We start from the raw sequence: 14139 nt of genomic DNA, 5'->3' as shown, positions 1-14139 counted from the left end.
TCAACGGCCCCACAACCGGAACCGGCGCACCATCAACGCCACCCCGGTGACCAGGGCGACCATCACGGCTACCCCGGTCCACAGCCGGCGGGGGGCGGCGTCGTCGGCACCGCCGGCCGGCTGGGCCGTCCACCGGGTCTGCTGGCGGGGTGCGGCGAAGCCGAGCGGGTCGCTGCCGGTGCCCCCGGCCCGGGTGTCGTCGGCGGCACCGGGGGCGGGGCCGAACCCGACCACCCCGGGGGAGTCGTTGTCGTCCAACGGGTTGCGGTAGATCAGCGGCACGTCGGCGGTGAGCGCGGCGACCGGGTCGACCAGGCCGTACCCGAAGCGGTCGTCCCGGCCGGTCGGACCGATGTCCTTCGCGGTGCTCAGCAGGCGGTTCACCACGTCCCCGGCGGACATCTGCGGGTAGCGGGCGCGGACCAGGGCGGCGGTCGCCGTCACCAGCGGCGCGGCGAAGCTGGTGCCCTGCACCCCCCAGTAGTTGCTCGGCGGGCGGGCCCCGACCAGGCCGGTCGCCGGAGCGGTCAGCGTGGTGGCGTGGCCGGTGATCGAACCGGACCACAGGTTCTCACTGTCGCGTTCCAGACCGGCCACCGCGATCACCCCCGGCTCCCGGGCCGGATACCAGACCTTCGACGTGGTGGAGGTGGCGACGTTGCCGGTGCAGGCCACCACCACCACGTCCCGGGCGAACGCGTAGTCCAGCGCGGCGGCCAGGGCCGGGCTGTCGCCGCTGCCACCCAGCGACAGGTTGATCACGCGGGCGCCGTTGTCGACCGCCCAGCGCACCCCCTTGGCGACGATCATCGCGTCGTCGTAGCGGTTCTCGTCGTCGAGCACCCGGACCGGCAGGATCCGGGCGTCCGGCGCGAGCCCGACCACCCCCCGCCGGTCGTCGCCGCGCCCGGCGATCAGGCTGGCCACCGTGGTGCCGTGCCCCACCGGGTCCGGCTCGTCGCCACCGGCGGGGGAGACCAGGTCCATGCCGGGCAGCACCTGGCCGACCAGGTCGGGGTGGCCACCGTCCACCCCGGAATCGATCACCGCGACCGTCACGCCGCGCCCGGTCGAGGTACGCCAGGCGGTGGCCGCGTTCAGCTCGTCGAGCTGGAACTGGTCGTCGCGGACCCGGTCGGCACGGGCCTGCACCGGGGCGAAGTCGGGTTCGGCCAGCGGGGTGCCGGTGCGCGCCCCGGCCAGCGCGGCCGGACGGCCGGCCACCGTGGAGACCGACGACGGGGCCGGCATGGAGGCGGGGACCGCGGCGGCAGCCGGAGGTGGGGCCGTGCCCAACACGGTGACGGTGGTCGCCGCGACACCGAGCAGCGCCCGCCCGGCGAACCGGTGCAGCGCCGTCGGGGAGCCCTGCCCAACCCTGGTCACATCGTCAGCCATTCATCACGGGACACCTGCTGCACGGAGATTACCGGTTCTCCCCGCCGACACGGCACGTTCCGGCACACCCGGATCACGGTGGCGGCAGATGGGCCAGTTGCACGAGGCGTACGCCCTCGCGTCGGGTGACCAGCCGGCCACGCCCCGCCGGCAACGGACCCGGCCGGACCGCACCCACCAACTGCCCCTCGTCGGGGCTGCCGCTCATCACCAGTCCGGCGGTGGACAACTCGCGCAGGCGCTGCACGATCGGCTCGTACTGGGACCGGCCGGCGCCACCGCAGCGGCGGGCCAGCACCAGGTGCAGGCCGACGTCACGGGCCTGGGGCAGATGCTCCTCCAACGCCCGCAGCGGGTTCGCCGGACCGCTGGCCACCAGGTCGTAGTCGTCGACCAGGATGAACAGTTCCGGGCCGGACCACCAGGAACGGTCCCGCAACTGCGCCGGGGTGACCTCCGGGCCGGGCAGTCGACCCTGCATGTAACCGGCGACCGACTCGATTAACTCGGCGGTGTGTGCCGCCGCCGTCCCGTACCCGATCAGGTGGTCGGTCTCGACGGTGCCGAGCAGGCTGCGCCGGTAGTCGACCAGGATCACCCGGGCCTGCTCCGGGGTGAACCGGTCGATGATCGAGGTGGCCAGCGCCCGCAGGAACGACGACTTGCCGCACTCGGCGTCACCGAAGACCACGAAGTGCGGCTCGGTGGTGAAGTCGAGCAGCACCGGGCGCAAATCCGCCTCGGCGATCCCGACCGGGAACGCCAGGCCGGTGCCGGCACCCTTGTCCAACTCGGCGTACGGCAGCACCGGGGGAAGCAACCGCACCCGGGGGGCGACCGGGCCCGACCAGGCACCGGCGACCGCCTTCACCAGATCCCCGGTGTCCCCGCCGGTGAGCTGCGGCAGGGCCGTGAGCAGGTGCAGGCTCTGCGCGGTGATCCCCCGGCCCGCCTGCTCCGGCACCCCGGCCGCCGCCGCCCGCTTCACCACCGAGTCCGACGGGTCGCCCAGACGCAGCTCCACCCGGGAACCGAACAGGTCCCGGATGCCGGGCCGGAAGTCCAGCCAACGCACGGCGCTCGCCACCACGTGCACCCCGTAGGACAGACCCCGGGTGGCCAGGTCGGTGATCAGGGGTTCCAGGTCGTCGTACTCGCCGCGCAGGGTGGCCCAGCCGTCCACGACGAGGAACACGTCACCGAACGGGTCGACGGTGGGCTGACCGGCGGCGGTGAGTGCCCGGCGGCGGTCACGCCACGCCGCCATCGACTCCACCCCGAGCTCGGCGAAGCGGCGTTCCCGCTCGGCGAGCAGGGTGGCGACCTCCCCGACGGTACGCCGGACCACCGTCGGGTCGGCCCGGCCGGCCACCCCGCCCACGTGCGGCAGCTCCCGCAGCGCGGTCAACCCGCCGCCACCGAAGTCCAGGCAGTAGACCTGCACCTCGGTCGGCGTGTGGGTGAGCGCCAGCGCGCAGACCAACGTCCGCACCGCGTGCGACTTGCCGCTCTGCGGTGCCCCGACCACGGCCACGTGCCCGGCCGGCCCGCCCAGCGCCAACCACAGCAGGTCGCGTCGCTGCTCGTACGGCTTGTCGACGATCGCCACCGGCACCTGGAGGCCACCGTGCAGCTCCGGGTTGGCGAAGCCCAGGCCACGCTGCGGGTCGACGGTGGGCGGACCGAGCAACTCGTCCAGGGTGGGCGCGTGCTCCAGCGGCGGCAGCCACACCTGGTGGGCCGGCGGACCCTGCCCGGCCAACCGGCCGACCAGCGTGTCGAGCAGGGTCTCGGCGGTCTCCCCGACGGCCGGCAGGGCCACCGGGGCGACCGGTTCCGGCACCGGGACGAGGTGGGTGGAGAAGGCGAGCAGCCGGGCCACCCCGCCCGCCCCGCCGCCGGTCCCCCCGCTGCGCCGCCGGACCGGCCCGGAGACGTACGCGGCCCGGAACCGGACCAGCGGGTCGGTGCCGGCGCGCAGGTAGCCGTGCCCGGGGGAGCGGGGCAGCTCGTGGGCGTCCGGCACCCCCAGCACCGTGCGGGACTCCAACGCCGAGAAGGTCCGCAACCCGATCCGGTACGACAGGTGGGTGTCCAACCCGCGCAGCCGCCCCTCCTCCAGCCGCTGGCTGGCCAGCAGCAGGTGCACGCCGAGTGACCGGCCGAGCCGACCGATCTGCACGAACAGGTCGATGAAGTCGGGCTTGGCCGACAGCAGCTCGGAGAACTCGTCGCAGACCAGCAGCAGTGACGGCAGCGGGGCGAGCGGCGCACCGGCCGCCCGGGCCCGCTCGTAGTCGCGCAGGCTGGCGAAGTTGCCGGCCCGGCGTAGCAGCTCCTGGCGGCGCATCAGCTCGCCGTTGATGGCGTCCACCATCCGGTCGACCAGCGGCAACGCGTCGACCAGGTTGGTGATCACGGCGGCGGTGTGCGGCAGCCGGTCGAAGGAGGCGAAGGTGGCTCCGCCCTTGAAGTCGACAAGCACGAAGTTGAGCTGCTCCGAGCTGTGCGTGGCGGCCAACGCCAACACCAGGGTACGCAGCAGCTCCGACTTGCCGGAGCCGGTCGCGCCGATCAGCAACCCGTGCGGGCCCATCCCGTCCTGCGCGGACTCCTTGAGGTCCAGCTCGACCGCGCCGCCGTCCACGCCGACGCCGATCGGCACCCGCAGCCGGTCGCGGGGTGAGCGGGGCAGCCAACCCTGGTCGGCGGTGAACCCCTCCGGATCGCCGAGCCCGAGCAGCTCGGGAAGGTCGAGTTCGGCACCGGGGGTGGCCTCGGTGCCCCGGCTGACGGCGGCGAGCCGCAGCGGGGCGAGCCGGCGGGCGACCGCCTCCGCGTCGGCGACGTCCAGCCGGTCGGCGCGGCCCACCTCGGCGTGCCCCTCGGCCGACCAGGAGTGCAGCCGGCCGGCCCGGACCTCCAGCAGCAGGGCGAACCGGTCCAGCAGGCGCGGCGGCGGGGTGTCCAGGTCGAGCACGGTGACCGCGTCGATGCCGCCGTCGCCGGTCAGTTCGGTGGCGTCGGTCAGGTCGCCGCCGTCGAGGAGCACCACCACGTGCGGGCCGTCGGTGGCCGGCCCGGCCGGGCTGAACCGGGACCGGCTGGCCAGCACCTCGCCGAGGAGCCGTTCCAGCTCGACGGCGGAGCTGGCGACCAGCCGGACCGGGCCCAGCGCGTCGACCCTGCTCGGGTGGTGGGCGTGCGGCAGCCACTTGACCCACTCCCAGTGCCGCCGCCGTTCCGGGCCGGCGCAGACCGCGACGAGCAACTCGTCGGGGGCGTGGAAGACGGCGAGCTGGGTGAGCATCGCGCGGGCCAGCGCCTGCGCGTCGGGCGACCCCGTGCCGCCGCTCTCCGCCGCCCCGCCGGTGCCGTCGGACCGCCCACCCCGGACGAAGACCCGGGCGAAGCTGCGCAGCGACAGCGCCACCGGCAGGTCCGGCACCACCGAGTACGCGTCGAGGAAACGCCGCAGCGCCCCGGCGGTCATCGGCTCCAACTCCTCCAGGGGGCGGGTGACCGGCGGGACCAGCGGGGTGGCCAGCGTCTGCGGCCCGACGGCGATCCGGACCACACCGAAGTCCGGGTCGCCGGGGCGGCGTTCCCAGACCCGGTGGCTGTCCACCGTCGACCAGAGCCGACCCGGGTCCGGGTGCCGGTAGTACAGCCCGGCACGCTGCTGCCGGGCGGTCTGCCGGACCCGTCGCCGCAGCCCGGTCAGGTGCCGCAGGTACTCCCGGCGGGCGGCCATCATCTCCGACTTCCTCGGCGTGCCGGAGGCACTGCCCCAGGAGGTCATCAGCATCGCCACCGAGGAGAGCCCGAACATGCCGCCCACCACGTACGAGTAGGCGCCGCCGCCCCGACCGAACATCATCGCCATCGCCACCGTGCCACCCAGCATCGGCAGCACCATCAGTGCCTGCTGCCAGCGTCCGCCGGTGACCACGGGGATCTCCGGCGGGCCCTCCACGGGCAGCTCGCCGACCGGGATCTCCGGCGCGGGCCGGCGCGGTGGCCGCTTGATGACGACAGTGGACAAAAGGCACCTCCCTGTGGCGCTCGGTAACCCGAACCTGGCTCATCGTAGGTAAAGTGCGCGTCGTCCGTCAGCCACCGCTCCCGATCGATATGGAGTCCAGTCGATGACAACCGGGCTGGCCAGGGTCACCATCAGCGCCCCCGGGCGCCGCGTCGACGTGGCCCTGCCGGAGCAGGTGCCCCTGGCCGAACTGCTCCCCGAGGTGCTGCGGCACGCCGGCGAGGGGTTGGCCGACGACGGCGAGCGGCACGGCGGCTGGGTGCTGCGACGCACCGACGGCGCGGTCCTGGTGACCGCGCAGCCGCTGCTGCCGCAGGGGGTGCGCGACGGCGAGGTGCTGCACCTGGTGCCCGCCCACGACCAGTGGCCCGAGCTGGAGTACGACGACGTGGTCGAGGCCATCGCCGACGGCGCCCGCCGCCGGGGGGCCGCCTGGTCGGCGGCGACCACCCGGGCCGCCGTACTGGCCGGGGCGGGGTGCCGCTGGCCGTGGGGCTGCTCGCCGTCCTGGCCGCCGGGCCGGGGCAACCCGCCGGCTGGCCCGCCGCGGGCGCGGTGGCGCTGCTGCTCACCCTCGCCGCCACGATCGCCTCCCGGGCGTACGGCGACGGCCCGACCGGGGCCACCCTCGGCGGCTACGCCCTGCCGTACGCCGCGACGGCGGGTGCCCTCGCGGTCAGCTCCGGGGACCCGGTCGGGTCGGTGCAGCCGCTGCCCTGGCTCGGCGCACCCGAACTCCTCGCCGGTGCGGTGGCGCTGCTCCTGGCCGCCGTCCTGGGTCTGCTCGGCGTCGCCACCCGGCTGCGGGTCTTCGTGGCCGGCGCGACCGTCGGCGCGGTGGGTACGCTCGCCGGCCTGGGTGGGCTGCTGCTCACCTCGGCCGCCACCGCCGCCGTACTGCTCTGCGTGCTGGTCTTCGCCCTCGGGGTGCTGCCGTTGGCGGCGATCCGGCTGGGCAAGGTGCCGCTGCCGCCGATCACCCTGCCGGACGCCCCGACGGGCGGCCCGGACGGGGTGCGGGACCTGCCGGACCGGGGTCGGGTGTACGCGGCGGTGGCCCGCAGCGAGGAGATGCTGACCGGGATGCTGCTCGGGCACGCCACCCTGGTCGTCGCGACCGTGGCGGTGCTCGCCGTCACCGGCGGCGTCGCCGGGCGGGTGCTGGTGGCGGTCGGGGCGGCGGTGCTGCTGCTGCGGTCCCGGCTGTTCGTGGCGGTCCGGCACCGGGTGCCCCCGGTGGTCGCCGGGCTGGCCGGGTTCGTGGTGCTCGGCGCGGTGCTCGCCGGCCGTTCCGGTGCCCTCGGGCTGCTGGCGTTGAGCGGGGGAGGGCTGTTCGTCGCCCTGCTCGCCGTCGCCGCCGGTACGACGTACGCCCGGCGACCGGTCTCGCCGTACCTCGGTCGGGTGGCTGACCTGACGGACACCGCGCTGGTGGTGTCGGTGGTGCCGGTGGCCTGCGCGGTGCTGGACCTCTACGACACCGCCCGGGGCCTGCTGGGCTGAGGCCGACCGGCCGCCCTGTCACGCCGCAGGCCCGGACCACCGGGGTCCGGGCCTGCGGTGGAGCTGGTGGGTCAGTGGGCGGTGCCGCCCTGCGCCTCGGCGTCGCGGGCCCGCTGGTAGGACGCCAACACCTCGGCCTCGGCCTCGACCCGGCCGACCCAGGTGGCACCCTCGACCGACTTGCCCGGTTCGAGATCCTTGTAGACCTCGAAGAAGTGCTGGATCTCCAGCCGGTCGAACTCGCCCAGGTGGTGGATGTCGCGCAGGTGCTCCTGGCGGGGGTCCTCGTAGGGCACGCAGAGGACCTTGTCGTCGCCGCCCTTCTCGTCGGTCATCCGGAACATGCCGATGGTGCGGCAGCGGATCAGGCAGCCCGGGAAGGTCGGCTCGGGCACCAGCACCAGCGCGTCCAGCGGGTCGCCGTCCTCGCCGAGGGTGCCCTCGATGAAGCCGTAGTCGGCCGGGTACTGGGTCGACGTGAACAGGGTGCGGTCCAGCCGGATCCGGCCGGTCGCGTGGTCCACCTCGTACTTGTTTCGGTGACCCTTCGGGATCTCAACCGTGACGTCGAAATCCATCTCCCACGCTCCCTCGTCTGCCCACGCTGGCTGAACGGAACCACTGACGCCCCCGGTGCGGATGAATGGCCACCCGTCGGCTCCGGACGCCGCATAGTCTTCGGACCGAAGTAGTGTCACCCAGGCGAGTTCGGCGGCGGGAGGAGGGGGTCGTGAGGAGGGAAGATTCACACTACCGCCCGGAGGGGGTTGACGGCCGGGGTTCGGGGCGACCCGTGACCGGCGGGGCCACCGGCCGGGTGTCGGTGCCCGACGCGAACGTCCCACGCCGCCCGGAGTCGACCCCCGAGTCACCGTCGGCCGCTGGTCGGGCCGCCGACCAGCCGCCCCCGCCGGTCTGGCGTCCACCGGCCACGGCCGCCGCCGGTCGCGCGGCCGTCGGCTCCGCCCCGGCAGCCCCGCACTCCGGCTCCGCGCAGGTCCCGCCGCACGCCGGTAGCGCCCCGGCCGCGCCGCACTCCGGCTCCGCGCAGGTCGCGCCGCACGCCGGCAGTGCACCGGCCACGCCGCACGCCGGGTCCGCGCAGGTCGCGCCGCACCGTGGCGCGGCGTCGGTCTCCCCCGGGGGCGGGATGCCGTCGCCGCCCGTCCATTCGTCGTCACCTGCCCAGCCGGGGTCGACTGGTCATCCTTCGCCTGCCCACCCGTCGTCGGCTGGCCAGCCGGGGCCGGCGTCGCGTCCCGTACCCCCCGGTTCCGCGCCGGTCACCGGCCCCCCGGGGGCGGCCGGTGGGCCGCCGCGTCGTCGTCGGCGGTGGGTGCCGGTGCTGCTGGTCGTCGTGCTGCTGGTCGGCCTCGCCGGGGCGGCGGCGGTGCTCCGGCCCGGTCCGGTCGCCGGCTGGCTGGGCGCGGACCCCACCCCGTCGCCCTCCGCGCGTCCCCCCGAGCCCGATCCGTCCCCGGTGCTCGCCGGCCCCGACGCCGCCGCCTCGGTGCCGACCCCCGCCGGGGTACGCGCCGCGGTCGAGCCGCTGACCGGTGCCGCCGCCCTGGGTAGCCGGGTGAACGTGTCGGTGGCCGACGTGGTGAGCGGCGAATCGCTGTACGCCAGGGGCGGCGACGACGGCACCGTCCCCGCCTCGGTCACCAAGCTCGCAACCGGGGTGACCGTGTTGAAGGCGCGGGGCCCCGGCTACCGGATCGCGACCCGCGTGCTCGCCGGGGCGAACCCGGGCGAGGTGGTGCTGGTCGGTGGGGGCGACCCGACCCTGGCCGTCGACAAATCCGGCTTCTATCCCGGTGCCGCCCGGCTCGACACCCTCGCCGCCCAGGTCAAGCAGGCCCTCGGCGGCACCGCCCCGACCCGGGTGGTGGTCGACTCGACCCTCTTCCCCGGCCCGGTCCACGGTCCCGGCTGGGACGCGGACATCCCGACCGGCGGCTTCGGCGCGTCGATCACCGCGCTGATGACCGACGGCGCACGCCAGGACCCGGCGGGGGCGCGGAAGAACTTCGCCGACAGCCACGGTGCGGCCACCCGGTACGCCGAGCCCGACCTGGCCGCCGGCCGCTCCTTCGCCCGGCTGCTCGGCCTGCCGGAGACCGGGGTGGTCCGGGGCACCGCCCCGGCGGCCGGCGGCGCGACGGAGGGTGGCGCACCCGCGCCCGGCACCGAACTGGGCAAGGTCGAGTCGCTGCCCATGATCCGGCTGGTCGACATCATGATCACCGACAGTGACAACGTGATCGCCGAGGCACTCGCCCGCCAGGTCGCCCTGGCCCGCAACCAGCAGGCGTCCTTCGCCGGTGGCGCGGCGGCGATGGACGAGGTGATCGGCGAGCTGGGCCTGCCGGCCGACGAGATCAGCCTCGCCGACGCCAGCGGACTGTCCCGGAGCAACCGGATCAGCCCCTCGCTGCTCACCGACCTGATCGCGTTGGCCGGCAACGGCACCCACCCGGAGTTGACCGCCATCTTCGGTGGCCTCCCGGTGGCCGCCTGGTCGGGCACCCTCGGCACCCGGTACGAGTCGACGTCCACCGCCGCCGGGGCCGGCGTGGTCCGGGCCAAGACCGGCACCCTGACCGGGGTGCACGCCATCGCCGGCCTGGTGACCACCCGCGACGGCCGGCTGCTCACCTTCGCCGTGCTCACCGACCAGGCGCCGGGCGGCGACCCGGAGGTGACCCGGGCGGCACTGGACCGGATCGCCGGTGCACTGGCCGGCTGCGGCTGCCGCTGAACGGGTCCGGTCGCCTGCCGCTGAGCGGTCCCCGTCCGCCCGCTGCCGTCCAGCGGGTCGCGCCCGGGCCGGCCGTCGAGCAGCCCGTCGTGCGGAACCGGCCGGGGTGTCGCGGCGCGGGTACGGTGGGTGGCATGGCGCAGTTCGTGGACTGGGATCTGGCCGCCGCCACCGCGGGGGCGCTGAGCAAGTCGGGCCCCCGCGTGTCGTACGCGGAGGCCACCGAGGTGGTCGGCGATCTACGCCGGCTCACCGACGAGGCGGCCGGGCACGTCGCCGACTACACGGGGCTGCGCCCGCAGGTGGGTCATCCGCCGGTGCGGGTGGTGGACCGGCGGGACTGGGCGGCCACCAACATCGCCGGCCTGCGGGAGGTGATCACCCCACTGGTCAGCCGGCTCTCCGGCGACAAGCCGCCAGGCGTACTCACGGAGGCCGTCGGCTCCCGGCTCACCGGGGTGCAGGCCGGCACCGTGCTGGCGTACCTCTCCGGCCGGGTGCTCGGCCAGTACGAGGTCTTCTCCGCCGACCCGGGTCAGCTGCTGCTGGTCGCGCCGAACATCGTCGAGGTGGAGCGCAAGCTCGGTGCCGACCCGCGCGACTTCCGGCTCTGGGTGTGCCTGCACGAGGTCACCCACCGCACCCAGTTCACCGCCGTGCCGTGGATGCGGGCGTACTTCCTCGGTGAGGTGCAGGCGTTCGTGGACGCCTCCCAGGGCACCGAACACCTGGTCGAGCGCCTGCGCAGGGGGGTGTCCACCCTCTCCGACGCGGTACGCGACCCGGACAGCCGCACCAGCGTGCTGGACATCGTGCAGACCCCGGCGCAGCGGGCGGTGCTGGACCGGCTGACCGCGCTGATGACCCTGCTGGAGGGGCACGCCGAGTTCGTGATGGACGGCGTCGGCCCGCAGGTCATCCCCAGCGTGGAGCGGATCCGGGCGGGGTTCAACCGCCGCCGCGAGGCGGGCAACCCGCTGGAGAAGGCGATCCGCCGGCTGCTCGGCGTGGACGTCAAGATGCGCCAGTACGCCGAGGGGCGCAAGTTCGTGCACGGCGTGGTCGAGCAGGTGGGCATGGCCGGCTTCAACAAGATCTTCGGTTCGCCGCTGACCCTGCCCCGGCTGGACGAGCTGGGTGACCCGGCCGCCTGGGTGGCCCGGGTACACGGCCCGGCCGGCGCCACCCCGACCGCCGGCTGACCCCGGTGGCCGGTCGGCCCAGCTCCGTCGACCCGGTGGCCGGGGACAGCTCCGTCGGCCCGGCCGTGGGTCCGGTGGTTGGGGACAGCGCTGTCGGCCCGACCGTCGGCCCGGTGGTCGGGCAGAGCGGTGCCGAGCCGGTGGGCGGAACCAGTTGCGTCGACCCGACCGTGGCCGGACGGCACGTTCGCGGTGCCCCGCCCGGGGTGGCCCTTGCGCCGTCGGTGGCCACCCTCCGGGTCGCGGTGCGCCGTGCCCTGGCCGGGTTGCCCGCTGACGGGCCGGTACTGGTGGCCTGCTCGGGCGGGCCGGACTCGCTCGCCCTCGCCGTCGCCACCGCCTTCGTGACGTCCCGGCTCGGGCGGCGGGCCGCTCTGGTGACCGTCGACCACGGGTTGCAGGCCGGGTCGGCCGAACGTGCCGCCGCCGTCGCCGACTGGGCTGCGAGCGTCGGGTTCGATCCGGTCGAGGCGGTGCCGGTGACGGTGGCCGGCCGGCCGGGGGCCCCGAGGCGGCCGCCCGGCAGGCCCGCTACCAGGCGCTCTCGGACGCCGCCCGCCGGCATCGGGCCAGTGCCGTCCTGCTCGGACACACCCGCGACGACCAGGCCGAGACGGTGCTGCTGGCGCTCGCCCGGGGGCCGGCCCGCGCGGGCTGGCCGGGATGCCCGCCCGGCGGGACCTGGCCGGGGTGCCGCTGCTGCGCCCCCTGCTCGACGTCACCCGGGCACAGACCCGCGACGCGTGCGCGGCGTCGGGCCTGACCCCGTGGCAGGACCCGCACAACACCGATCCGTCGTACGCGCGGGCCCGGGTCCGCGCCGACGTGCTGCCGGCCCTGGTCACCGCCCTCGGCGAGGGGGTCCTGGACAATCTGGCCCGGACAGCCCGACTGCTCGCCGCCGACACCGCCGCCCTGGACGACCTGGCCGCCGCCGCCCTCGCCACCCCGCCACCCCCATCCGACGGGGCGGCAGTCGACCGGCCTCCCCTGCGGGACGGTGGGGGCTTGTCCGTCGTGGCGCTGGCCGGATTGCCGGGGGCGGTCCGCAGCCGGGTGCTGCACGCCTGGGCGCGGGAGTTGGGGGCCCCACCCGGTGCGCTCTCCCACCGGCACGTGGACGCGCTGGACGCGCTGGTCACCGCCTGGCGGGGGCAGGGTGCGACGGCGCTGCCCGGCGGGGTACGCGTCGGCCGTCGGGGCGGCCGGCTGCTGCCCGTCGGCTGAGCACATCCGATCGGGGTCCGTCGGCTGGGCGCGCCCGAGTGGGGGACCCGTTGGCTGGGCGCGTCCCGAGCGGGGATCCGTTGGCTGGCCGAGTGCGCCTCAGGCAGGGTGGCCGGGGGCGGGGGAGTGATCAGATTGCGTTTTGAGCATTCGGGCCGGCATGTCGTCTCCATTTTCGCAATCTGATCATGATGCGCCGAGCGCCGAGCGCCGAGCGCCGAGCGTCGAGCGTCGAGCGTCGAGCGCCGAGCGTCGAGGCGCCCGCGCAGCGGCGTGGCCGCGTACCCGTGGGGGTGGGTTGGGGTGGTGCGGTAGACAGGGCTGATGGCGTACCCCCGCAGTGCCCTGTTCGCCCCGCACGGTGCCGTCTCGACCAGCCACCCGCTCGCGGCGGCGGCGGGCCTGGCCGTGCTGCGGCGCGGCGGCAACGCCGTCGACGCGGCGCTGGCCACCGCGATCACGTTGACCGTGGTGCAGCCGCCGTCCAACGACATCGGTGGTGACCTGTTCGCCATCGTCTGGGACGGCGACCGGCTGCACGGTCTCGCCGCCGCCGGGCGGTCACCGGCCGGGCTGACCCGGGAGGTGGTGCTGGCCGCCACCGGCGGGGCGGCGGCGGAACCGGTGGCGGCGCTCGGCGGCGAGCAGGCGGCCGGGCCGGCGATGCCCGCCCGGGGCTGGTTGCCGGTGACCGTGCCGGGTGCGCCGGCCGGCTGGCGGGACCTGCACGACCGGTTCGGTGTGCTGCCCTTCGCCGACCTGTTCACCGACGCGGTCGGGTACGCCGAGCATGGCCACCCGGTCTCCACCGGCACCGCCGCCACCTGGGCGCGGGCGCTGGCGCAGCCGGTGCCGACGGGTGCCGAGTTCACCGAGTTCGACCGGGTCTTCACGGTGGCGGGTCGGGCACCCCGGCCGGGTGAACGCTGGCGCAATCCGGCGGCGGCCCGGACGCTGCGGCTGATCGCCGCCAGCGGCGCGGAGGACTTCTACCGGGGTGCGATCGCGGCGGCCCTGGACCGGCACGCCGCCCGGACCGGTGGCTTCCTCACCGCCGCCGACCTGGCCGCGCACACCTCGACCTGGGTCGACCCGGTCAGCGTCCGCTACCGGGGGCACGAGGTGTGGGAGCTTCCGCCGCCGGGGCAGGGGCTGGCGGCGCTGCAGGCGCTGGGCGTCCTCGACGGGCTCGACCCGGTCGCCGACCCGGTGGACCGGGTGCACCGGCAGGTGGAGGCGGTCAAGCTCGGCTTCGCCGACGCGCACGCGCACGTGGCCGACCCGGACCGGGCCGACGTGCCGACCGCCGGCCTGCTCGACCCGGGCTACCTGGCGGGGCGGTGGGCGCTGCTCACCGACCGGGCCGGCGACCCGGTGGCCGGCACGCCCGAACGGGGCGGCACCGTATACCTCTGCACGGCCGACGCCGACGGCCTGATGGTCAGCCTGATCCAGTCCACCTACCTGGGGTTCGGCTCCCGGGTGGTGTTGCCCGGCCACGGTTTCGCCCTGCAGAACCGGGGTACCGGTTTCCGGCTCGACCCGGGTCATCCCAACGTGGTGGGGCCGGCCAAGCGGCCCTTCCACACGATCATCCCGGGCTTCCTGACCCGTGCCGGGGCACCGGTCGGGCCGTTCGGGGTGATGGGCGGGCACATGCAGCCGCAGGGGCACGTCCAACTGGTCGCCGCGACCGTCGACGCCGGCCTCGATCCGCAGGCCGCCCTGGACGCTCCCCGCTGGTACTGGCACGCCGGCCGGACCCTGCTCGTCGAGCCGGCCCTGGCGGCGGAGCCCGGCCTGGTCGCGGGGTTGCGTGCTCGGGGCCACGAGGTCACCGTCGCCGACGAGCCGTCGGTCTTCGGGTACGGCCAGGCGCTGTGGCGTGACCCGGCCGGCGGCTGGGTGGTCGGCGCGGAGCCCCGGGTGGACGGCGCGGCACTGGGCTACTGATCGTCGGCGCGTCCGGTCGGTGATGTGGTCCGTGCCGGATCGGTGGTGGG

At 75.6% G+C, this 14139-nt stretch carries 7 protein-coding genes and 3 pseudogenes; 7 read left to right on the top strand and 3 right to left on the bottom strand.

Annotated elements, in window-relative coordinates:
- Together mycP and eccCa are read right to left on the bottom strand one after the other, a co-directional pair.
- Positions 1-1398 carry a type VII secretion-associated serine protease mycosin gene (mycP, locus tag ACQP2H_RS29240; protein WP_357536490.1) on the bottom strand — a complete coding sequence of 466 codons (1398 nt, stop codon included), beginning with the start codon at positions 1396-1398 and terminating at the stop codon, positions 1-3.
- A gap of 73 nt (positions 1399-1471) precedes the next feature.
- Positions 1472-5443, bottom strand: a complete 3972-nt coding sequence (eccCa, locus tag ACQP2H_RS29235; RefSeq protein WP_357536488.1) for a type VII secretion protein EccCa — start codon at positions 5441-5443, stop codon at positions 1472-1474.
- 103 nt (positions 5444-5546) lie between these two features.
- On the opposite strand from eccCa, the pseudogene eccD reads away from it, so the two are divergent.
- A pseudogene (eccD, locus tag ACQP2H_RS29230) lies at positions 5547-6946 on the top strand (type VII secretion integral membrane protein EccD).
- A 71-nt stretch (positions 6947-7017) separates the two neighbouring features.
- On the opposite strand, the gene ACQP2H_RS29225 reads toward eccD, so the two are convergent.
- Positions 7018-7524 carry an inorganic diphosphatase gene (locus ACQP2H_RS29225; RefSeq protein WP_204927072.1) on the bottom strand — a complete coding sequence of 169 codons (507 nt, stop codon included), beginning with the start codon at positions 7522-7524 and terminating at the stop codon, positions 7018-7020.
- A 572-nt stretch (positions 7525-8096) separates the two neighbouring features.
- Here ACQP2H_RS29225 and dacB point away from each other — a divergent pair.
- The 6 genes and pseudogenes from dacB to ACQP2H_RS29195 all read left to right on the top strand — a co-directional run bounded on the left by dacB (position 8097) and on the right by ACQP2H_RS29195 (position 14089).
- Positions 8097-9707, top strand: a complete 1611-nt coding sequence (gene dacB, locus ACQP2H_RS29220) for a D-alanyl-D-alanine carboxypeptidase/D-alanyl-D-alanine endopeptidase (RefSeq protein ID WP_255598743.1) — start codon at positions 8097-8099, stop codon at positions 9705-9707.
- 134 nt (positions 9708-9841) lie between these two features.
- A complete protein-coding gene (locus ACQP2H_RS29215) occupies positions 9842-10909 on the top strand; it encodes a zinc-dependent metalloprotease (RefSeq protein WP_208567733.1) in 1068 nt (355 codons plus the stop codon).
- A gap of 5 nt (positions 10910-10914) precedes the next feature.
- Positions 10915-11304: pseudogene (locus ACQP2H_RS29210) on the top strand (hypothetical protein); the annotation flags it as partial.
- Positions 11205-11671 (top strand): annotated as a pseudogene (locus tag ACQP2H_RS29205) (ATP-binding protein); the annotation flags it as partial. The pseudogenes ACQP2H_RS29210 and ACQP2H_RS29205, both read left to right, overlap by 100 nt.
- A 63-nt stretch (positions 11672-11734) precedes the next feature.
- Positions 11735-12136: a TilS substrate-binding domain-containing protein gene (locus ACQP2H_RS29200; RefSeq protein ID WP_433233723.1), complete on the top strand. Its 402-nt coding sequence runs from the start codon at positions 11735-11737 to the stop codon at positions 12134-12136.
- Between the two features lie 324 nt (positions 12137-12460).
- Positions 12461-14089: a gamma-glutamyltransferase family protein gene (locus ACQP2H_RS29195; RefSeq protein WP_357536484.1), complete on the top strand. Its 1629-nt coding sequence runs from the start codon at positions 12461-12463 to the stop codon at positions 14087-14089.
- The last annotated feature ends 50 nt before the right edge of the window (positions 14090-14139 follow it).

Source organism: Micromonospora sp. CA-248260 (genome assembly GCF_050942205.1).
GTDB lineage: Bacteria > Actinomycetota > Actinomycetes > Mycobacteriales > Micromonosporaceae > Micromonospora > Micromonospora antibiotica.
Note: the sequence above shows the minus strand (reverse complement) of the source record. Positions and strands in the feature narration are given on the sequence as shown.

Bases quoted from the DNA above. Each gene is read 5' to 3' on its own strand.
- mycP (WP_357536490.1), bottom strand. From the start codon at position 1,398: ATGGCTGACGATGTGACCAGGGTTGGGCAGGGCTCCCCGACGGCGCTG.
- ACQP2H_RS29225 (WP_204927072.1), bottom strand. From the start codon at position 7,524: ATGGATTTCGACGTCACGGTTGAGATCCCGAAGGGTCACCGAAACAAG.
- dacB (WP_255598743.1), top strand. From the start codon at position 8,097: ATGCCGTCGCCGCCCGTCCATTCGTCGTCACCTGCCCAGCCGGGGTCG.
- ACQP2H_RS29215 (WP_208567733.1), top strand. From the start codon at position 9,842: ATGGCGCAGTTCGTGGACTGGGATCTGGCCGCCGCCACCGCGGGGGCG.
- ACQP2H_RS29195 (WP_357536484.1), top strand. From the start codon at position 12,461: ATGGCGTACCCCCGCAGTGCCCTGTTCGCCCCGCACGGTGCCGTCTCG.